The organism is Pseudomonas sp. MEJ086, assembly GCF_030209025.1.
Classification (GTDB): domain Bacteria; phylum Pseudomonadota; class Gammaproteobacteria; order Pseudomonadales; family Pseudomonadaceae; genus Aquipseudomonas; species Aquipseudomonas fulva_A.
Genome location: NZ_JARVSV010000025.1, coordinates 101,784 through 120,996 on the forward strand (window position 1 = coordinate 101,784; position 19,213 = coordinate 120,996).

The following is a 19,213-nucleotide window of genomic DNA, read 5'->3' on the forward strand; positions in this document are numbered from 1 at the left end:
GCCACAGGTTGAAGGCGGGTCGTTGCCTGGCTTTTGCTGCTCACTGGCCGCTTCAAGCGAGTGGCTGGCCGCTATGAATCTGTCCGCACCCTTCATTCGGCGGCCGGTAGCGACCCTGCTGCTGAGCCTGGCCATCATGCTGCTGGGCGGTGTCAGCTTCGGCCTGCTGCCGGTGGCGCCGCTGCCGAACATGGACTTCCCGGTGATCACCGTGCAGGCCAGCCTGCCCGGTGCCAGCCCCCAGGTTATGGCGGCCACGGTGGCCACACCACTGGAGCGCTCGCTGGGCGCCATCGCCGGCGTCAGCCAGATGAACAGCAACAGCAGCCAGGGCAGTACGCGAATCATGATCGAGTTCGATCTGGATCGCGATATCAACGCCGCGGCGCGGGAGGTGCAGGCCGCCATCAATGCCTCACGGGAGCTGCTGCCCAGCGGCATGCGCAGCATGCCCACCTACCGCAAGATCAATCCCTCCCAGGCACCGATCATGGTGTTGTCGCTGACCTCCACGGTGCTCGACAAGGGCCAGTTGTACGACGTCGCCTCGACCATCGTCGGCCAGAAGCTGTCGCAGATCAGCGGTGTCGGTGAGGTGCAGATCGGCGGCAGCTCGCTGCCTGCCGTGCGGGTGGCGCTGGAGCCACGCTTGCTGGATCAGTACGGTGTGGCGCTGGACGACGTGCGTGCGACCATCGCTGCCGGCAATGCCAAGCGACCCAAGGGTGCCGTGGAGGACGAGCTGCGCCACTGGCAGGTGCAGGCCAATGACCAATTGGAACGCGCCGCCGACTACGAGCCGATGATCATCCGCTACCAGGACGGTGCGGCGATCCGTCTGGGTGATGTCGCCCAGGTCACCGATGGCGTGCAGGACCGTTACAACAGCGGCTTCTACAACGATAAACAGGCCGTTCTGGTGGTGGTGAACCGGCAGAGCGGGGCGAACATCATCGAAACGGTCGCCGGTATCCGTGCCCTGCTGCCTGAATTGCGGGGGGTGATTCCAGCCAGCGCCAACCTGGAAGTGGCGATGGATCGCTCGCCGGTGATCCGTGCCACCCTCAAGGAAGCCGAACACACCCTGCTGATCGCTGTGGCGCTGGTCATTCTGGTGGTCTTCGCCTTTCTCGGGCGCTGGCGGTCGGCGCTGATTCCCGCGCTGGCAGTGCCGGTCTCGCTGGTCGGCTCGTTCGCGGCGATGTACCTGCTGGGGTTCTCGCTGAACAACCTGTCGCTGATGGCGCTGATCATCGCCACCGGCCTGGTGGTGGACGATGCCATCGTCGTGCTGGAGAACATTTCCCGGCACATCGAAGCGGGTGAAACCCCCATGGCCGCGGCCTTCAAGGGATCTCGCGAGGTGGGTTTCACGCTGTTGTCGATGAACGTCTCGCTGGTGGCGGTATTCCTGTCGATCCTGTTCATGGGCGGGCTGGTCGAGCGGCTGTTTCGCGAGTTCTCCATTACCCTGGCGGTGGCCATCGTCATTTCCCTGCTGGTGTCGCTGACCCTCACGCCGATGCTCTGCGCGCGCTGGCTGAGGCCAGAACCCGAGCGGCAGGGGCACCGGGCAGGGCGCCTGCAGGCCTTGGGGGCGCGCATAATGCGCGGCTACGAGCGCAGCCTGGACTGGGCGTTGCGTCATTCCCTGCTGATGCTGATCAGCCTGTTCGCGACCATAGCGCTGAATGTCTTCCTGTTCGTCATCGTTCCCAAGACCTTCATGCCCCAACAGGATACCGGCCAGTTGATGGGCTTCATTCGGGGCGACAACGGCCTGTCGTTCCAGGTCATGCAGCCGAAGATGGAAGCCTATCGTCGCTCGATCCTGGCGGACCCGGCCGTTGAGAGCGTGGCTGGTTTCATCGGCGGCAGCAGTGGTATCAACAACGCGATCATGATCGTGCGCCTCAAACCCATGAACGAACGCGACCTGTCCGCCCAGCAGGTGATCGATCGTTTGCGCAAGAATGCGCCGAAGATTCCGGGTGGGCGCATGTTCCTCATGCCCGACCAGGATTTGCAGGTCGGCGGGCGCCAGGGGCGTAGTTCCGAGAACGAGTACATGCTGATGTCCGGCGATCTCGATGCGCTGCGCGAGTGGTTGCCGAAGGTGCGCGAGGCACTGCGAGCCCTGCCGGAACTGACCGACATCGATGCCAGCGAAGACGGGGGGGCGCCGCAGATCCGTCTGGTGGTCGACCGTGACGAGGCCAAACGCCTGGGCATCGACATGAGTCTGGTGACCGGCGTGCTCAACAACGCGTTCAGCCAGCGGCAGATCTCCACCATCTACGACAGCCTCAACCAGTACAGCGTGGTCATGGAGATCAACCCACGCTATGCCCAGAGCCCCGAGGCCCTGGCGCAGATCCAGCTGATCACCGCGGACGGCGCGCGGGTGCCACTGTCGGCCATCGCGCACTGGGAACGCAGCCTCGAAGACGACCGCGTCAGCCATCAGGGCCAGTTCGCGGTGGAAAACATCGGCTTCTCCCTGGCGGAGGGGGTCAGCCTCGACCAGGCAACCACCGCCATCGATCGTGCCGTGGCGCTCATCAGCCTGCCCAGCGAGGTGCAGGGTGTGCTGGGCGGCACCGGTGGCGCTTTCCAGCAGACGCAGAAGAATCAGCCCTGGATGATCCTGATGTCACTGGTCGTGGTGTACATCGTGCTCGGTATCCTCTACGAGAGTTACGTGCACCCGCTGACCATCCTCTCGACGTTGCCGTCGGCGGGCGTGGGTGCCTTGCTCGCTCTGCAGCTGCTCAATACCGAGTTCAGCCTGATCTCGCTGCTGGGGCTGTTCCTGCTGATCGGGGTGGTGAAGAAGAACGCCATTCTGATGGTCGACCTGGCGCTGCAGCTGGAGCGTAACGAGCACCTCAGCCCGGCCGACTCGATCCGTCGTGCCTGCCTGCTGCGCTTCCGACCGATCATGATGACCACCTTGGCGGCCTTGCTCGGCGCCTTGCCACTGATGTTCGGCAGCGCCGAGGGTTCGGAAATGCGCCAGCCGCTGGGCATCACCATCGTCGGTGGCCTGATCCTCAGCCAGATCCTCACGCTTTACACCACTCCGGTGGTCTATCTCTATCTCGATCGCCTGCGCCACCGGGTCAACCGTTGGCGTGGCGTGCGTACCGATGCCGCTTTGGAAACGCCTCTATGACTCATGCAACCCGCCGTACCCTTGGCCTGCTGGCGCTCAGCGTCGCCCTGGCCGGCTGCGCCATCGGGCCGGATTATCAGCGTCCGGAAATCAGCACCCCGGCGCAGTTCAAGCAGGCCGAAGGCTGGAAGGCCGCGGTGCCTGCCGACGCGCTCGAGCGCGGTACCTGGTGGGAGTTGTATGGCGATGGCGAGCTGAATGCGCTGGTCGGCCGGCTGAACGTTTCCAACCAGAATCTGGCCGCCTCCGAGGCCCAGTACCGCCAGGCCCGGGCGTTGCTGCGCAGCGGTCGTGCAGCCTTCTTTCCGACCCTGTCCACCAGTGCCGGCATGACCCGTGCCGGGCAGGGCGGTGGTGACAGCACGCTGCGCACCTCCGATGGCATTGCCATCGGCGGCTCCAACTCGGCGAGCATTTCGAAGAACTACGACCTGAGCCTCAACGCCAGCTGGGAGCTGGATGTGTGGGGCAAACTGCGTCGTGGCCTGGAATCCAATCGTGCGGCGTTCGAAGCCAGCGCCGCGGACCTCGCTGCGATGCGCCTGAGCCTGCAATCCGAGCTGGTGCAGAGCTACCTGCAATTGCGTGTACTGGATGAGCAGCAACGCTTGCTGGACGCCACGGTGGCGGCCTACCAGCGTTCGCTGCGTCTCACCGAAAACCAGTACCGCGCCGGCATCGTGCCGCGCTCCGACGTCGCCCAGGCGCTGACCCAACTGCGCAGCACCGAGGCCCAGGCCATCGACCTGCAATGGCAGCGCGCGCAGCTCGAGCATGCCATTGCCGTGCTGATCGGCGTGCCGCCCAGTGAGGTGAGCATCGCCCGCCGTGAAAGCCTGCCGACCTTGCCGCAGGTGCCGGCGAGCGTGCCGTCGCAGATGCTCGAACGTCGGCCTGACGTGGCCGCCGCCGAACGACGGGTGATCGCCGCGAATGCCGAGATTGGCGTAGCCAAGGCCGCCTGGTTCCCGGACCTCACGCTGTCCGCAAGCGGTGGTTACCGTGGCAGCAGCTTTGCCGACTGGGTCAACCTGCCCAATCGCTTCTGGTCGGTGGGGCCGCAGCTGGCCCTGACGCTGTTCGACGGCGGCCGGCGCAGCGCCGAGAGTGAGCGGGTCGAGGCCGCTTACGACCAGACCGTCGCGCAATATCGCCAAGCCGTGCTCGACAGCTTCCGCGAGGTCGAGGATTACCTGGTGCAGCAGCGTGTACTGGGCCGCGAGGCCGAGGTGCAGTCGCAAGCGCTGGATGCCGCACGCGAATCCCTGCGCCTGATCGAAAACCAGTATCGCGCCGGCACCGTGGACTACAACAGCGTGGTCAACGTGCAGGCCACGGCGCTGAGCAACGAGCGCAACAGCCTGACGCTGCTCGGCAGCCGCCTGACCGCCAGCGTGCAGCTGATCGCTGCGCTGGGCGGTGGCTGGGATCAGCAGTTGCGCGAAGAAGACGGCGAGTAAGCGTGATCCGTAGCCCGGGTTGGCCGCAGGCGTAACCCGGGACCCCAGGTGAGTCGATCCCGGGTGTCGCTGCGCTCGACCCGGGCTACTGGACCATTACCCGTGGCGATATACGCCCTTGCCCGGCAGGCGCGCTCGGTCGTGCGGCGCGTCGAAGTCCAGCGCCGGCCCCTTGGGTACGACACCGGTGGGGTTGATGGTCTGGTGGCTCGCGTAGTAATGGTGCTGGATGTGCCACATGTCCACGGTCGCCGCCACGCCTGGCCACTGGTACAGCTCGCGCAGCCAGTTGCTGAGGTTCGGGTAGTCGACGATACGCCGCAGGTTGCACTTGAAGTGGCCGTGGTACACGGCATCGAAACGCACCAGGGTGGTGAACAGCCGCCAGTCGGCCTCGGTCAGGTGCTCGCCCGTCAGGTAGCGGGACTGCCCAAGACGGGTCTCCAGCACCGACAACTCGCGGAACAGCTCGTCGAAGGCTTCTTCGTATGCCGCCTGGGTGGTGGCGAAACCGGCAAGGTAAACGCCGTTGTTGACGCTCGGGTAGATGCGCGCATTGAGCGCGTCGATATCGGCGCGCAAGGCTTGCGGGTAGAAGTCCAGATGGTTGCCGGTCAGCCCATCGAATGCCGAGTTGAACATGCGGATGATCTCCGCCGACTCGTTGCTGACGATGCGTTGCTGCTGTTTGTCCCACAACAGCGGCACGGTGACCCGCCCGGTGTACTCGGGGTCGTCCCGGGTATAGCGTTGATGCAAAAAGGCGAAATCATCCAGAGCGTCACCGCTGGAGCCGTGCTCGGGGTCGAAGGTCCAGCCATTCTCGCGCATCAGCCAGCTCACCACCGACACCTCGATCAGCGCGTCGAGGCCCTTGAGGGTACGCAGAATCAGGGTGCGATGGGCCCATGGGCAGGCCAGCGACACATACAGGTGGTAGCGGCCGGCTTCTGCCGCGAAGCCACCTTCGCCCGTGGGGCCGGGCGCGCCGTCGGCGGTGATCCAGTTGCGCCGCTGAGCGTTCTCGCGCTTGAAGCGGCCACCGGCACCGGTGTCGTACCATTGGTCGTGCCATTGGCCTTCGATCAGCAAGCCCATGTCGTTTACTCCCGTGTCGTTCGATGCCTGGAGTCTACCCAGTCAGCTATGGACACAGGCCGTAAAAACCGGGTTCAACGAATCGGCTGGCTCGATAGGTGGCGCGCTTGCCAGCGTTCTTCCGCCTCCGCGAAGGCCGCCTCGCGCTGCAGGCCCAGCCCACGTAGGGCCAGGGCCATGGTGGCGATGATCGCCAGTTGACCGTAGGCATCGTCCGCTTCTCCCTGCCATACGGCTTGCAGGTGGGCCGGGTCCAGGCGCTCGGGTTTGACATGCCGGCGCTCGGAAAGCATCGGCCAGTCCTCGTCCCAGTTGACCCCGCCCTCGGTGCCGTACAGGTGGCAGATGGCGTCCGGGTTGAGCTCGATTTCGCCGCCATCGCCCTTGACCACGATGGCGCGATCACCCAGCAATTGGCTGGCCTCACGGTGCACCGCCTGATAGCCCGGATGGAAGATGCTCTGCAGACCGCAGCGTGCCGCCAGTGGATTGAGAATGCGAGCCAGGGAGTGGATAGGCGAGCGCAGGCCGAGCACGTTGCGCAGGTCGATCATGCGCTGCAGTGCCGGCATCCAATTGCCCAGAGGCATGAACGCCAGGTTCTGCTCGTCCAGACTTCGCGCGACCTGGTTCCAGTCCTTGCACAGCGGTATGGCCAGCTCGCCGAGCAGTTGCTCGCTGTACAGGCGCCCGGCGGTGTGCGCGCCGCCGCCGTGCATGAAGATGCGCAGGCCGCTGTTGGCCAGAGCCTTGGCAGCCAGCAGGAACCAGGGCAGGTGGCGTTTCTTGCCCGCGTAGGTGGGCCAGTCGAAGTCGACGGCGATAGCCGGTGCAGGCAGGCGCGCACGTACCGCTTCGGTGAAACCGGCCATCTCCTCGGCACTTTCCTCCTTGTGGCGCAGAAGCATGAGAAAGGCGCCAAGCTGGGTGTCTTCGACCTGGTCGTCGAGAATCATGCCCATGGCCTCGCGGGCTTCTTCGCGGGTCAGGTTGCGCGCGCCGCGCTTGCCCTTGCCGAGAATGCGCACGAAGAGGGCGAAAGGGTGTTCGGCTGGGGTAATCAGGTTCATAGGCAATTCGTGGGCTTGGGCAGGCCCGCCAGCTTGGCGGCGAGTTTGGCAGGAGTGCCATTGAACAGGCGATTGAGGTGCAGGCTGTTGCCTTTGTCCGGGCCCAGTTTGAGGGCAACGTACTTGATCAGCGGGCGATTGGCCGGCGACAGCTGGAATTCAGCGTGGAAGGCGCGCAGCAGCACGAGAATTTCCCAGTGCTCGTCGCTTAGTGGCAGGGCTTCACGCTCGGCCAGGGCGGCGGCCACGTCGTTGGACCAGTCCTGAAGATCGAGCAGATAGCCATCCTTGTCCAGTTCGATGGCGCGGTCATTGACGATCAGGGCGCTCATAGCCAGCTATTGACCTTGTCGAAGCGCGCGGCGAGGGCAACGAAGCCTGGATAGTCGATTTGCTGCAGGTCATCGGCAGGCTGCAGGCCGCGGGCCTGTATGTCTTCTTGCAGTGCGAACAGGGCAATCCCCGCGCCCAGGGCGCTCAGCGACTGCGCGTGCAGCGTGCCGGGCTGGCTGGCATAGGTGGCATCGCCACAGAGCAGCAGGCCGTCGCCGTTGCCCAGCAGGCGCAGGCAACTGCCCAGGCGGTCATCGCTGTAGGGAGAACTGGATAGTACGTGCAGGGTCGTCATCAGAGGGTGATCACTTGGTCGTATCGGTCGATGAGGTCACGCAGTCCGGCGCTGTCCAGGCGTTCGACCTCCAGCGAGGTTTCACGCAGGCCACGTTGTTGCAGGCTGTGACTGCAAGCGTACAGCGCTTCGACACCGAACATCGGCAGGGCCTGCAGGTTGGCGGTTAGGTCCTTCTGCTGCAGGGCCTGGGACTGCTGCCGGTGAGCCAGCTGCAGCACGCCATCATCGAGAAACAGCAGGCCGATGGGCAGATCGAAGGCACCACCAGCCAGGGCGATATCCAGCGCTTCACGGGCGCCGGGGCCCTGCCAGGGCGCCTTGCGGCTGATGATCAGCAATGAGCGGTTCATGTCAGTCGCCTCCGAAGCAGATCAGTCGGTCGGCCTGTTGCGCTGCCTCATGCAGCTGGCCAAGGCCGGAGAGCACCCAAGGCGCTGGCAGATTGGCGGCCTGGCGTTCGTAGCGGCGCGCCTCCTGCTCGTCGAGCACGCCACGGCGCAGGGCGGCGGCGATGCACACCACGCCGTCGAGTTGCCGCTCGGCGATGAACGCACGCCACTGGCGAGCGACATCGATTTCATCCTGAGGACTGACGACGTTACCCGAGGCGCTGTGCACGCCCTCGGCGTAGAAGAACAGGCGCACGATCTCGTGGCCGCCTTGCAGTGCCGCTTCGGCGAAACGCAGGGCGCGGCGGGAGGAGGGAGCCGTAGGTGGCGAAAACAGGGCAATGGCGAATTTCATGAGCGGCCCGGTTGCGGAAACAGGGCGCCATGATAAGGCCTGAGTGCTTGGGAACAGAAATGAAAAAGCCCATATCCGCAGATATGGGCTTTCTTGTCACAGCCTGCTCGGCTCGAGCGGATTACTTGATATCGCGCTTGGTCGGGCCGGTGTACAGCTGGCGTGGACGGCCAATCTTGTACGGGCTGGAGAGCATTTCTTTCCAGTGCGAGATCCAGCCGACGGTGCGCGCCAGAGCGAAGATCACGGTGAACATGCTGGTCGGAATGCCGATGGCCTTGAGGATGATGCCCGAGTAGAAGTCGACGTTCGGGTACAGGTTACGTTCCTTGAAGTAAGGATCGTTACGGGCGATTTCGTCGAGCTTCATCGCCAGTTCCAGCTGCGGGTCATTGATGCCCAGCTCGGCCAGTACTTCATCGCAGGTCTGCTTCATGACCTGGGCGCGTGGGTCGAAGTTCTTGTAGACGCGGTGCCCGAAGCCCATGAGCTTGAACGGATCGTCCTTGTCCTTGGCCTTGGCGATGAACTTGTCGATGTTCGATACGTCACCGATTTCGTCCAGCATCGCCAGAACCGCTTCGTTGGCGCCACCGTGGGCCGGGCCCCAGAGCGCAGCGATACCGGCCGCGATACAGGCGAACGGGTTGGCACCCGAGGAGCCGGCAAGGCGAACGGTGGAGGTGGAGGCGTTCTGCTCGTGGTCGGCGTGGAGGATGAAGATCCGGTCCATCGCCTTGGCCAGCACCGGGCTGATCGGCTTGGTCTCGCACGGCGTGTTGAACATCATGTGCAGGAAGTTTTCCGCGTAGCTCAGGTCGTTGCGCGGGTACATCATCGGTTCGCCCTTGGAGTACTTGTACACCATGGCGGCGATGGTCGGCATCTTGGCGACCAGGCGCATCGCGGAAATATCGCGGTGCTGCGGGTTCTTGATGTCCAGGGAGTCGTGATAGAAGGCGGAGAGGGCGCCAACCACGCCACACATGACGGCCATCGGGTGGGCGTCACGGCGGAAACCGTTGAAGAAGGTCTTCAGCTGTTCGTGAACCATGGTGTGGTTCTTGATGGTGCTGACGAAGGCGGCTTTCTGCTCTTCGTCTGGCAGTTCACCATTGAGCAGCAGGTAGCAGGTATCCAGGTAGTCGGCTTTCTCGGCAAGTTGCTCGATCGGGTAGCCGCGGTGCAGCAGGATGCCCTTGTCACCATCAATGTAGGTGATCTTCGACTCGCAGGAAGCGGTCGACATGAAACCGGGGTCGAAAGTGAAATTGCCCGTGGCGGTCAGGCTTCGCACGTCGATCACATCAGGGCCAACGGTGCCGGATAAAACGGGCAGCTCGACGGGGGCTGCGCCCTCGATGATCAACTGCGCTTTTTTGTCAGCCATGTTTGGCCTCCTAGTTATGCTTGGAATCATCAGTCGGCCCCCCACGCAGGGCCCGCATCACTATAGTGTTATGAATCTGAAAGTCAATTTGCGAAAACCCAGGCAATAGAAGGGTTTGAGTGCGCTACCTGCGACAAAAGGGCGCGGCCTTTTACGCCATTTTCGGGCTTGACGCAATCGGTAGAAGGTCGAGGTGTCCGCGTTGTCATTAGCGACCTAACTGTCTATACTCTGCGCCCGACTGCCAAGGGCCTTACAGCCCGGATTCTGGTAGTTGTCACTTCTTGGGTGATGGGTACCTGACCAGTGCGCTTCCCGACAACTCAGCCCTGATAGCTGGGGCTCTCAGTGTGATAATAAAGCCGTGAATAGCCAACGACCTGTAAACTTAGACCTTCGGACGATAAAACTCCCAGTCACTGCTTACACGTCCATTCTTCACCGTATATCCGGCGTGATCCTTTTCCTCGGCATTGCCGTGCTGCTGTTCGGGCTCGACAAATCGCTGTCATCGGAAGAGGGCTTCGCCCAGGTGAAAGAATGCTTGACCAGCCCGCTGGCCAAGTTCGTGATCTGGGGACTTCTGTCCGCTCTGCTGTACCACCTGGTGGCCGGTGTGCGCCACTTGATCATGGATGCTGGAGTCGGTGAGACGCTGGAAGGCGGCAAGCTGGGTTCCAAAATCGTACTCGTCGTATCGGCGATCCTGATCGTGCTGCTGGGGGTGTGGATATGGTAACTAATGTCACGAATTTCTCGCGTTCGGGCCTCTATGACTGGATGGCACAACGCGTTTCTGCGGTCGTTCTCGCGGCTTACGTCCTGTTTCTGCTGGGCTACATCGTCCTGAATCCAGGCATGGGCTACGCCGAATGGCATGGTCTGTTCTCCAATAACGCAATGCGCATCTTCAGCTTGCTGACCCTCGTCGCGCTGGGCATCCACGCCTGGGTCGGCATGTGGACGATCTCCACCGACTACCTGACGCAGACCGCGCTGGGCAAGTGGGCCACCGTTGTGCGTTTTCTGTTCCAGGCCACGTGTGGCATCGCCATGTTCGTGTTCTTCGTCTGGGGCGTGCAGATTCTTTGGGGTTTCTGATTCATGACTAGCATCCGTACTCTTTCCTATGACGCCATCATCGTTGGTGGTGGCGGTGCCGGTATGCGCGCTGCGCTGCAGCTGGCGCAGGGCGGCCACAAGACCGCAGTGGTAACCAAGGTTTTCCCGACCCGTTCCCACACCGTATCCGCTCAGGGTGGCATCACCTGTGCCATCGCGTCGAACGATCCGAACGACGACTGGCGCTGGCATATGTACGACACCGTCAAGGGCTCCGACTACATCGGTGACCAGGACGCGATCGAATACATGTGTTCCGTTGGTCCGGAAGCCGTGTTCGAGCTCGAGCACATGGGCCTGCCGTTCTCCCGTACCGAGCAGGGCCGCATCTATCAGCGTCCGTTCGGCGGCCAGTCCAAAGGCCCGGACAACCCGACTCAGGCGGCCCGTACCTGCGCCGCTGCCGACCGTACCGGTCACGCGTTGCTGCACACCCTGTACCAGGCCAACCTGAAAGCCGGTACCTCGTTCCTCAACGAGTGGTACGCAGTGGATCTGGTCAAGAACCAGGACGGCGCCGTCGTTGGCGTCATCGCCATCTGCATCGAAACCGGTGAAACCGTCTACATCCGTTCCAAGGCCGTGGTTCTGGCCACTGGCGGCGCTGGCCGTATCTACGCGTCCACCACCAACGCGCTGATCAACACCGGTGACGGTGTGGGCATGGCGCTGCGTGCTGGCGTGCCGGTGCAGGACATCGAAATGTGGCAGTTCCACCCGACCGGCATCGCCGGCGCCGGTGTACTGGTCACCGAAGGCTGCCGCGGTGAAGGTGGTTACCTGATCAACGCCCACGGCGAGCGTTTCATGGAGCGCTATGCGCCCAACGCCAAGGACCTTGCAGGTCGTGACGTAGTGGCCCGCTCCATGGTCAAGGAAGTCATCGCCGGCAACGGCTGTGGCCCTGACAAGGATCACGTACTGCTGAAGCTCGATCACCTCGGTGAGGAAGTGCTGCACAGCCGTCTGCCCGGCATCTGCGAGCTGTCCAAGACCTTCGCTCACGTCGACCCGGTCGTCGCGCCTGTTCCGGTCATTCCGACCTGCCACTACATGATGGGCGGCGTTGCCACCAACATCCATGGTCAGGCCATCACCCAGGACGCCAATGGCGTCGATCGCATCATCGACGGTCTGTTCGCCGTGGGCGAAGTGGCTTGCGTCTCGGTGCACGGTGCCAACCGTCTGGGTGGCAACTCGCTGCTCGACCTGGTGGTATTCGGCCGCGCCGCTGGCCTGCACCTGGAAAAAGCGTTGAAAGAAGGCGTGGAAGTCCGTGGCGCCAGCGAGACCGACATCGAGCAGTCGCTCAAGCGTCTGTCCGGCGTCAACGAGCGTAGCACCGGCGAAGACGTCGCACCGCTGCGCAAAGAGCTGCAACAGTGCATGCAGAACTACTTCGGCGTATTCCGTACCGGCGAATACATGAAGAAGGGCATCACTCAGCTGGCCGATCTGCGCGAGCGCATCGCCAACGTCAAGATCTCCGACAAGAGCCAGGCTTTCAACACGGCGCGCATCGAAGCGCTGGAGCTGCAGAACCTGCTGGAAGTCGCCGAAGCCACTGCTATCGCAGCCGATACCCGTACCGAGTCCCGCGGCGCCCACGCCCGTGAAGACTACGAGGATCGTGACGATACCAACTGGTTGTGCCACAGCCTGTACTTCCCGGGTGAGAAGCGCGTGACCAAGCGTGACGTCAACTTCTCGCCGAAGACGGTCCCGGCGTTTGAACCCAAAGTTCGTACTTATTAAGGGTGGCTACCATGTCTCTTGGCAAAAGCTTGAAAGTCAGCGTTTATCGCTACAACCCGGAAGCGGACAAAGCGCCCTTCATGCAGGAATTCGACGTCGAGATCGACGGCAAGGACCTGATGGTGCTGGACGTGCTGGCCCTGATCAAGGAGCAGGACGAAGGCTTCTCCTACCGTCGCTCCTGCCGTGAAGGCGTCTGCGGTTCCGACGGCATGAACATCAGCGGCAAGAACGGCCTGGCCTGCGTCACGCCGATCTCCACCGTGGTCAAGGGCAACAAGCTGGTGATCCGCCCGCTGCCCGGGCTGCCGGTCATTCGTGACCTGGTCGTCGATATGAGCATCTTCTACAAGCAGTACGAGAAGGTGCAGCCGTTCCTGCAGAACGATACCCCGGCGCCCGCTATCGAGCGCCTGCAGACGCCGGAAGAGCGCGAGAAGCTGGACGGCCTGTACGAGTGCATTCTGTGCGCTTGCTGTTCGACCAGCTGCCCGTCGTTCTGGTGGAACCCGGACAAATTCCTGGGCCCGGCCGCGCTGTTGCAAGCCTATCGCTTCCTGGCTGACAGCCGTGATACCAAGACCGCGGAACGATTGGCGTCTTTGGATGATCCATTCAGTGTGTTCCGCTGCCGCGGCATCATGAACTGCGTGAACGTATGCCCCAAAGGGTTGAACCCAACCAAGGCAATCGGTCACGTTCGCAACATGCTGCTGCAGAGCGGTACCTGATTCACAGTTCTTTAGCTTGACCCGCAACGCCTGCCGCACCGACTTCATGTCGGTGTAGCAGTATAGCCAGGGCATCGGCCTAGCCGCCGATGTCCTTACACGAAAAATATGACGACCAGCAGGGGCATCCGGGCTGGTGCCCGGACTATCTGCGGGATTCTTGGTGGCTTTGTCGAAGTCGCTGTTACATGACTTCGAAAGCCAGTCGGTGTCCTCGCCGGTGGTGTCCCCTTACCGAGGGTGACCAAGCATGCAAGAAAGCGTGATGCAGCGCATGTGGGACAGTGCCCACCTATCCGGTGGTAACGCTGCCTACGTGGAAGAGCTCTATGAGCTCTACCTGCACGATCCCAACGCCGTGCCGGAAGAATGGCGCACTTATTTCGATAAGTTGCCGTCCGAAGGCAGTACCGCCAATGACGTATCGCACTCGACGATTCGTGATCATTTCGTGTTGCTGGCCAAAAACCAGCGTCGCGCTCAGCCGGCATCAGCCGGGACCGTGAGCAGTGAACACGAGAAGAAGCAGGTCGAAGTGTTGCGGTTGATTCAGGCATTCCGCATGCGTGGCCACCAGGCGGCTCAGCTCGATCCGCTTGGGCTGTGGCAGCGTTCTGTTCCTGCTGATCTGTCGATCAGCCATTACAGCCTTACCGACGCGGATCTGGACACCACCTTCCGCACGGGTGGTCTGGCAATCGGCAAAGAAGAAGCTACTTTGCGGGAAATCCGCGATGCTTTGCAGCAGACATATTGTCGCACCATCGGCTCCGAGTTCACCCACATCACCGATTCCGAGCAACGCAGCTGGTTCCAACAGCGTCTGGAAAGCGTGCGTGGCCGCCCTCAGATATCCGCAGAGGCACAAAGCCACCTGCTCGAGCGCCTGACTGCCGCTGAAGGTCTGGAAAAATACCTGGGTACCAAATACCCGGGCACCAAGCGCTTCGGTCTGGAAGGCGGCGAGAGCCTGATCCCGTTGCTCGATGAAATCATCCAGCGCAGCGGTTCCTATGGCACCAAGGAAATCGTCATCGGCATGGCCCACCGTGGCCGTCTGAACGTTCTGGTCAACACCTTCGGCAAGAACCCGCGCGACCTGTTCGACGAGTTCGAAGGCAAGAAGGTCGAGGGCCTGAGCTCCGGTGACGTCAAATATCACCAGGGTTTCTCCTCGAACGTGATGACGCAGGGTGGCGAAGTGCACTTGGCGCTCGCGTTCAACCCGTCTCACCTGGAAATCGTTTCCCCGGTGGTCGAAGGTTCGGTACGTGCTCGTCAGGATCGTCGCAATGATGTGGCGGGCGACAAGGTTCTGCCGATTTCCCTCCACGGTGACGCGGCATTCGCCGGTCAGGGCGTGGTCATGGAAACCTTCCAGATGTCGCAGACCCGTGCTTACAAGACGGGCGGCACCATCCACATCGTGATCAACAACCAGGTTGGCTTCACCACCAACCGTGCTGACGATGCGCGCTCCACCGAGTACTCCACCGACGTTGCCAAGATGATCCAGGCGCCGATCTTCCATGTGAATGGCGATGATCCGGAAGCCGTGTTGTTCGTCACCCAATTGGCTGTCGACTACCGCATGCAGTACAAGCGTGACGTGGTCATCGACCTGGTCTGCTACCGCCGTCGTGGTCACAACGAGGCCGACGAGCCAAGTGGTACCCAGCCGCTGATGTATCAGCAGATCGCCAAGCAGCGCACCACCCGCGAGCTGTATGCCGAAGCGCTGACCAATGCAGGTCGCCTGTCGGCAGAGGCCGTGCAAGCGCCGGTCGACGAGTACCGCACGGCACTGGACAACGGTCAGCACGTGGTCAAGAGCCTGGTCAAGGAGCCGAACAAGGAACTGTTCGTCGATTGGCGTCCATACCTGGGTCATGCCTGGACCGCGCGTCACGACACCCGTTTCGATCTGAAAACCCTGCAGGACCTGTCCGGCAAACTGCTGGAAACCCCGGACGGCTTCGTCGTTCAGCGTCAGGTCGGCAAGATCTATGAAGATCGCCAGAAGATGGGCGCAGGCGGCTTGCCGCTGAACTGGGGCTATGCGGAAACCATGGCCTACGCGACCCTGCTGGTCGAGGGTCATCCGATCCGCATCACCGGTCAGGACGTGGGCCGTGGCACGTTCTCGCACCGCCACGCGCAACTGCACAACCAGAAGGACGGCAGTGCCTACCTTCCGCTGCAGAACCTGTATGAAGGTCAGCCGCGTTTCGATCTGTACGACTCCTTCCTGTCGGAAGAAGCGGTACTGGCATTCGAATACGGCTACGCCACCACCACGCCGAATGCGCTGGTGATCTGGGAAGCTCAGTTCGGCGATTTCGCCAACGGTGCTCAGGTGGTGTTCGACCAGTTCATTTCCAGTGGCGAAACCAAGTGGGGCCGTCTGTGCGGTCTGACCATGCTGCTGCCACACGGTTATGAAGGGCAGGGGCCGGAGCACTCCTCGGCACGTCTGGAGCGTTACCTGCAACTGTGCGCCGAGCACAACATCCAGGTTGCCGTTCCGACCACGCCGGCGCAGATCTACCATCTGCTGCGTCGTCAGGTCATCCGTCCGCTGCGCAAGCCGCTGGTGGTGCTGACGCCGAAGTCGCTGCTGCGCCACAAGCTGGCCGTGTCGACGCTGGAAGATCTGGCCGAAGGCTCGTTCCAGACCGTCATCCCGGAAATCGACGCAATCGATCCGAAAAAGGTCGAGCGTCTGGTGCTGTGCAGCGGCAAGGTCTACTACGACCTGCTGGAGAAGCGCCGTGCCGAAGGCCGCGAAGATATCGCCATCGTGCGTCTCGAGCAGCTCTATCCGTTCCCGGAAGACGACCTGGCCGAAGTTCTCGCTCCGTACAAGAACCTCAAGCACATCGTCTGGTGTCAGGAAGAACCGATGAATCAGGGCGCCTGGTATTGCAGCCAGCACCATATGCGTCGTGCTGCTTCGGCGCACAAGAAGGCGCTGGTGCTCGAGTATGCTGGTCGTGATGCCTCGGCTGCGCCTGCTTGTGGTTACGCTTCGATGCACGCCGAGCAGCAGGAAAAACTGCTGCAGGATGCCTTCACCGTTTAATGCCATCGCGAAGGAGGTAGCTCAATTGGGGGCTACCTCCTCGAACAAACCGAATTTAAGGAACAGAACACAATGGCTATCGAGATCAAAGCCCCTACATTTCCCGAATCGGTCGCCGACGGCACCGTAGCGACCTGGCACAAGAAGCCGGGCGAAGCGGTCAAGCGCGATGAGCTGATCGTCGACATCGAAACCGACAAGGTAGTGATCGAAGTACTGGCCGAGGCCGATGGTGTCATCGCTGAAATCGTCAAGAACGAAGGCGACACCGTACTGAGCAACGAAGTACTGGGCAAACTGACCGAAGGTGGCGCAGCCGCGCCGGCCGCCGCTCCGGCGCAAGCCGCTGCAGCCCCGGCTCAGGCCGCAGCCCCTGCCGCCGCAGCCGCTGGCGACGACCAGATCCTGTCGCCTGCCGCGCGCAAGCTGGCTGAAGAAAACGGCATCGACCCGAACAGCATCAGCGGTTCTGGCAAGGGTGGCCGTGTGACCAAGGAAGACGTGGTTGCCGCTGTCGAAGCCAAGAAAAACGCTCCGGCTGCTGCTCCTGCTGCCAAGCCCGCCGCTGCTGCAGCTCCGGTCGTCGCTGCTGCTGGCGATCGCACCGAGAAGCGCGTGCCGATGACCCGCGTACGTGCCACCGTCGCTCGTCGTCTGGTCGAAGCTCAGTCGAACATGGCCATGCTGACCACGTTCAACGAAGTCGACATGTCCGAGATCATGGCGCTGCGCTCGCGCTACAAGGACCAGTTCGAGAAAGCTCACAACGGCACGCGCCTGGGCTTCATGTCCTTCTTCGTCAAGGCTGCCACCGAAGCGCTGAAGCGTCTGCCGGCGGTCAACGCTTCGATCGATGGCAACGACATCGTTTACCATGGTTATCAGGATATCGGCGTAGCCGTTTCCAGCGACCGTGGTCTGGTCGTACCGGTGCTGCGCAACGCCGAGTCGATGGGCCTGGCCGATATCGAAGCGGGCATCGCCGCCTACGGCAAGAAAGCCCGTGACGGCAAGCTGTCCATCGAAGAGATGACTGGCGGCACCTTCACCATCACCAACGGTGGTACTTTCGGTTCGATGATGTCGACGCCGATCGTCAACCCGCCGCAGGCCGCGATTCTGGGCATGCACAACATCATCCAGCGCCCGGTTGCGGTGAACGGCCAAGTGGTCATTCGCCCGATGATGTACCTGGCACTGTCTTACGATCACCGCCTGATCGACGGTAAAGAAGCCGTGACTTTCCTGGTGACCATCAAGAACCTGCTGGAAGACCCAGCTCGTCTGCTGCTGGACATCTAATACACCAGCCTCGAGCTGCAAGCGCCACGCTTCGAGTAGGAGCGCTCCGTTTTGTAGCTTGAGGCTTGAAGCTTGACGCTGAAAAGGAATCTTTTATGAGCCAGAAATTCGACGTGGTAGTCATCGGTGCCGGCCCTGGCGGCTATGTTGCCGCCATCAAGGCTGCACAACTCGGCCTGAAAACCGCGTGCATCGAGAAGTACCAGGACAAGGACGGCAAGATCGCCCTCGGTGGTACCTGCCTGAACGTCGGTTGCATTCCGTCCAAGGCGCTGCTGGACAGCTCCTGGAAGTACCATGAAGCCCATGACGGCTTCGCCGCTCACGGCATCAGCACCAAGGGCCTGAGCATTGACGTGCCGGCCATGGTCGGTCGCAAGAACACCATCATCAAGAACCTGACTGGCGGCGTTGCCGGCCTGTTCAAGGCTAACGGCGTAACCCTGCTGGAAGGCCACGGCAAACTGCTGGCTGGCAAGAAAGTGGAAGTCACCGACAAGGACGGCAAGACCTCCGTCGTCGAAGCCGAGAACGTGATCCTGGCATCCGGCTCGCGCCCGATCGACATTCCGCCGGCTCCGGTCGACCAGGACGTCATCGTCGACTCCACCGGCGCACTGGAATTCCAGTCCGTACCGAAGAAACTGGGCGTCATCGGCGCTGGTGTCATCGGTCTGGAGCTGGGTTCGGTCTGGGCCCGTCTGGGCGCCGAAGTGACCGTACTCGAAGCGCTGGACAAGTTCCTGCCTGCTGCTGACGAAGCGGTCGCCAAGGAAGCGCTGAAGACCCTCACCAAGCAGGGCCTGCAGATCAAACTGGGCGCTCGCGTGACCGGTTCCGAAGTCAAGAAGAAGCAAGTCACCGTCAACTACACCGATTCCGAAGGCGAGCAGAAGATCGTTTTCGACAAGCTGATCGTTGCCGTTGGCCGTCGTCCGGTCACCACCGATCTGCTGGCTTCGGACAGCGGCGTGGACCTTGACGAGCGTGGCTACATCTTCGTCGATGACCAGTGCGCCACCAGCGTTCCGGGCGTTTACGCCATCGGCGACGTGGTGCGCGGCATGATGCTGGCTCACAAGGCCTCGGAAGAGGGCGTGATGGTTGCCGAGCGTATCGCCGGCCACAAGGCGCAGATGAACTATGACCTGATCCCATCGGTCATCTACACCCACCCGGAAATTGCGTGGGTTGGTAAAACCGAGCAGCAACTGAAGAGTGAAGGCGTTGCCGTCAACGTCGGCACCTTCCCGTTCGCCGCCAGCGGCCGTGCCATGGCAGCCAACGACACCGGCGGTTTCGTCAAGGTGATCGCCGACGCCAATACCGACCGCGTACTGGGTGTACACGTGATCGGCCCAAGCGCAGCAGAGCTGGTGCAGCAAGGCGCTATCGGCATGGAGTTCGGTACCAGCGCTGAAGACCTGGGCATGATGGTCTTCTCGCACCCGACCCTGTCCGAAGCTCTGCACGAAGCAGCGCTCGCAGTAAACGGTGGCGCGATTCACATCGCCAACCGCAAGAAACGCTAAGAAATCGTCTGTCCGGTAGCGGCTCAAGGGTCGCCACCGTACGGACGGTTTTTCGCGAAGCAGAACCAAGGTGCATTGCCCGCGCAGGGCTCAGGCCCATGCGCGGAATGTGCACCTGACT

Annotated in this window: 16 protein-coding genes; 9 read left to right on the top strand and 7 right to left on the bottom strand. The window is 62.2% G+C overall.

The window, feature by feature from the left end:
* Positions 1–73 precede the first annotated feature (73 nt).
* Positions 74–3,175 carry an efflux RND transporter permease subunit gene (locus QRN22_RS16640; protein ID WP_042553729.1) on the top strand — a complete coding sequence of 1,034 codons (3,102 nt, stop codon included), beginning with the start codon at positions 74–76 and terminating at the stop codon, positions 3,173–3,175.
* Positions 3,172–4,635 carry an efflux transporter outer membrane subunit gene (locus QRN22_RS16645; protein ID WP_042553728.1) on the top strand — a complete coding sequence of 488 codons (1,464 nt, stop codon included), beginning with the start codon at positions 3,172–3,174 and terminating at the stop codon, positions 4,633–4,635. Before QRN22_RS16640 ends, QRN22_RS16645 begins: the two co-directional genes overlap by 4 nt.
* 96 nt (positions 4,636–4,731) lie before the next feature.
* On the opposite strand, the gene QRN22_RS16650 is transcribed toward QRN22_RS16645, so the two are convergent.
* From QRN22_RS16650 to gltA, 7 genes are all read right to left on the bottom strand, one after another.
* The gene (locus QRN22_RS16650) at positions 4,732–5,733 is read right to left on the bottom strand and encodes a glutathione S-transferase family protein (protein WP_042553727.1); all 1,002 of its coding nucleotides are present in this window, start codon (positions 5,731–5,733) and stop codon (positions 4,732–4,734) included.
* 74 nt (positions 5,734–5,807) lie between these two features.
* The gene (locus QRN22_RS16655) at positions 5,808–6,803 is read right to left on the bottom strand and encodes a glycosyl transferase family protein (protein ID WP_042553726.1); all 996 of its coding nucleotides are present in this window, start codon (positions 6,801–6,803) and stop codon (positions 5,808–5,810) included.
* Positions 6,800–7,135, bottom strand: a complete 336-nt coding sequence (locus tag QRN22_RS16660) for a TusE/DsrC/DsvC family sulfur relay protein (protein ID WP_042553725.1) — start codon at positions 7,133–7,135, stop codon at positions 6,800–6,802. Before QRN22_RS16660 ends, QRN22_RS16655 begins: the two co-directional genes overlap by 4 nt.
* Positions 7,132–7,431: a sulfurtransferase complex subunit TusB gene (tusB, locus tag QRN22_RS16665; RefSeq protein ID WP_042553724.1), complete on the bottom strand. Its 300-nt coding sequence runs from the start codon at positions 7,429–7,431 to the stop codon at positions 7,132–7,134. Before tusB ends, QRN22_RS16660 begins: the two co-directional genes overlap by 4 nt.
* On the bottom strand, positions 7,431–7,784 hold the full coding sequence (tusC, locus tag QRN22_RS16670) for a sulfurtransferase complex subunit TusC (protein ID WP_042553723.1): 354 nt from the start codon (positions 7,782–7,784) through the stop codon (positions 7,431–7,433). The genes tusB and tusC overlap by 1 nt, the downstream gene beginning before the upstream one ends.
* A gap of 1 nt (position 7,785) precedes the next feature.
* Positions 7,786–8,178 (bottom strand): sulfurtransferase complex subunit TusD, encoded by a 393-nt coding sequence (gene tusD / locus QRN22_RS16675; RefSeq protein WP_042553722.1) that lies wholly within the window; start codon positions 8,176–8,178, stop codon positions 7,786–7,788.
* Positions 8,179–8,299: 121 nt separating this feature from the next.
* Complete coding sequence (gene gltA, locus QRN22_RS16680; RefSeq protein ID WP_042553721.1) at positions 8,300–9,568, bottom strand: citrate synthase; 1,269 nt, start codon at positions 9,566–9,568, stop codon at positions 8,300–8,302.
* 364 nt (positions 9,569–9,932) lie between these two features.
* Here gltA and sdhC point away from each other — a divergent pair, with 364 nt between their 5' ends.
* The 7 genes from sdhC (at position 9,933) to lpdA (ending at position 19,092) form a co-directional block, all read left to right on the top strand.
* The gene (gene sdhC / locus QRN22_RS16685; protein ID WP_042553720.1) at positions 9,933–10,307 is read left to right on the top strand and encodes a succinate dehydrogenase, cytochrome b556 subunit; all 375 of its coding nucleotides are present in this window, start codon (positions 9,933–9,935) and stop codon (positions 10,305–10,307) included.
* The gene (gene sdhD / locus QRN22_RS16690; protein ID WP_042553719.1) at positions 10,301–10,669 is read left to right on the top strand and encodes a succinate dehydrogenase, hydrophobic membrane anchor protein; all 369 of its coding nucleotides are present in this window, start codon (positions 10,301–10,303) and stop codon (positions 10,667–10,669) included. Before sdhC ends, sdhD begins: the two co-directional genes overlap by 7 nt.
* Positions 10,670–10,672: 3 nt before the next feature.
* Positions 10,673–12,445 (top strand): succinate dehydrogenase flavoprotein subunit, encoded by a 1,773-nt coding sequence (gene sdhA / locus QRN22_RS16695; protein ID WP_042553718.1) that lies wholly within the window; start codon positions 10,673–10,675, stop codon positions 12,443–12,445.
* A gap of 11 nt (positions 12,446–12,456) precedes the next feature.
* The gene (locus tag QRN22_RS16700; protein WP_042553717.1) at positions 12,457–13,176 is read left to right on the top strand and encodes a succinate dehydrogenase iron-sulfur subunit; all 720 of its coding nucleotides are present in this window, start codon (positions 12,457–12,459) and stop codon (positions 13,174–13,176) included.
* Between the two features lie 250 nt (positions 13,177–13,426).
* Positions 13,427–16,258 carry a 2-oxoglutarate dehydrogenase E1 component gene (locus QRN22_RS16705; RefSeq protein ID WP_042553716.1) on the top strand — a complete coding sequence of 944 codons (2,832 nt, stop codon included), beginning with the start codon at positions 13,427–13,429 and terminating at the stop codon, positions 16,256–16,258.
* A 72-nt stretch (positions 16,259–16,330) separates the two neighbouring features.
* The gene (odhB, locus tag QRN22_RS16710; RefSeq protein WP_042553715.1) at positions 16,331–17,560 is read left to right on the top strand and encodes a 2-oxoglutarate dehydrogenase complex dihydrolipoyllysine-residue succinyltransferase; all 1,230 of its coding nucleotides are present in this window, start codon (positions 16,331–16,333) and stop codon (positions 17,558–17,560) included.
* Between the two features lie 95 nt (positions 17,561–17,655).
* Positions 17,656–19,092: a dihydrolipoyl dehydrogenase gene (gene lpdA / locus QRN22_RS16715; protein ID WP_042553714.1), complete on the top strand. Its 1,437-nt coding sequence runs from the start codon at positions 17,656–17,658 to the stop codon at positions 19,090–19,092.
* The last annotated feature ends 121 nt before the right edge of the window (positions 19,093–19,213 follow it).

Excerpts from the sequence above, each read along its gene's own strand:
- QRN22_RS16640 (WP_042553729.1), top strand. The coding sequence starts at position 74 with ATGAATCTGTCCGCACCCTTCATTCGGCGGCCGGTAGCGACCCTGCTG.
- QRN22_RS16645 (WP_042553728.1), top strand. The coding sequence starts at position 3,172 with ATGACTCATGCAACCCGCCGTACCCTTGGCCTGCTGGCGCTCAGCGTC.
- QRN22_RS16650 (WP_042553727.1), bottom strand. The coding sequence starts at position 5,733 with ATGGGCTTGCTGATCGAAGGCCAATGGCACGACCAATGGTACGACACC.
- QRN22_RS16655 (WP_042553726.1), bottom strand. The coding sequence starts at position 6,803 with ATGAACCTGATTACCCCAGCCGAACACCCTTTCGCCCTCTTCGTGCGC.
- QRN22_RS16660 (WP_042553725.1), bottom strand. The coding sequence starts at position 7,135 with ATGAGCGCCCTGATCGTCAATGACCGCGCCATCGAACTGGACAAGGAT.
- tusB (WP_042553724.1), bottom strand. The coding sequence starts at position 7,431 with ATGACGACCCTGCACGTACTATCCAGTTCTCCCTACAGCGATGACCGC.
- tusC (WP_042553723.1), bottom strand. The coding sequence starts at position 7,784 with ATGAACCGCTCATTGCTGATCATCAGCCGCAAGGCGCCCTGGCAGGGC.
- tusD (WP_042553722.1), bottom strand. The coding sequence starts at position 8,178 with ATGAAATTCGCCATTGCCCTGTTTTCGCCACCTACGGCTCCCTCCTCC.
- gltA (WP_042553721.1), bottom strand. The coding sequence starts at position 9,568 with ATGGCTGACAAAAAAGCGCAGTTGATCATCGAGGGCGCAGCCCCCGTC.
- sdhD (WP_042553719.1), top strand. The coding sequence starts at position 10,301 with ATGGTAACTAATGTCACGAATTTCTCGCGTTCGGGCCTCTATGACTGG.
- sdhA (WP_042553718.1), top strand. The coding sequence starts at position 10,673 with ATGACTAGCATCCGTACTCTTTCCTATGACGCCATCATCGTTGGTGGT.
- QRN22_RS16700 (WP_042553717.1), top strand. The coding sequence starts at position 12,457 with ATGTCTCTTGGCAAAAGCTTGAAAGTCAGCGTTTATCGCTACAACCCG.
- QRN22_RS16705 (WP_042553716.1), top strand. The coding sequence starts at position 13,427 with ATGCAAGAAAGCGTGATGCAGCGCATGTGGGACAGTGCCCACCTATCC.
- odhB (WP_042553715.1), top strand. The coding sequence starts at position 16,331 with ATGGCTATCGAGATCAAAGCCCCTACATTTCCCGAATCGGTCGCCGAC.
- lpdA (WP_042553714.1), top strand. The coding sequence starts at position 17,656 with ATGAGCCAGAAATTCGACGTGGTAGTCATCGGTGCCGGCCCTGGCGGC.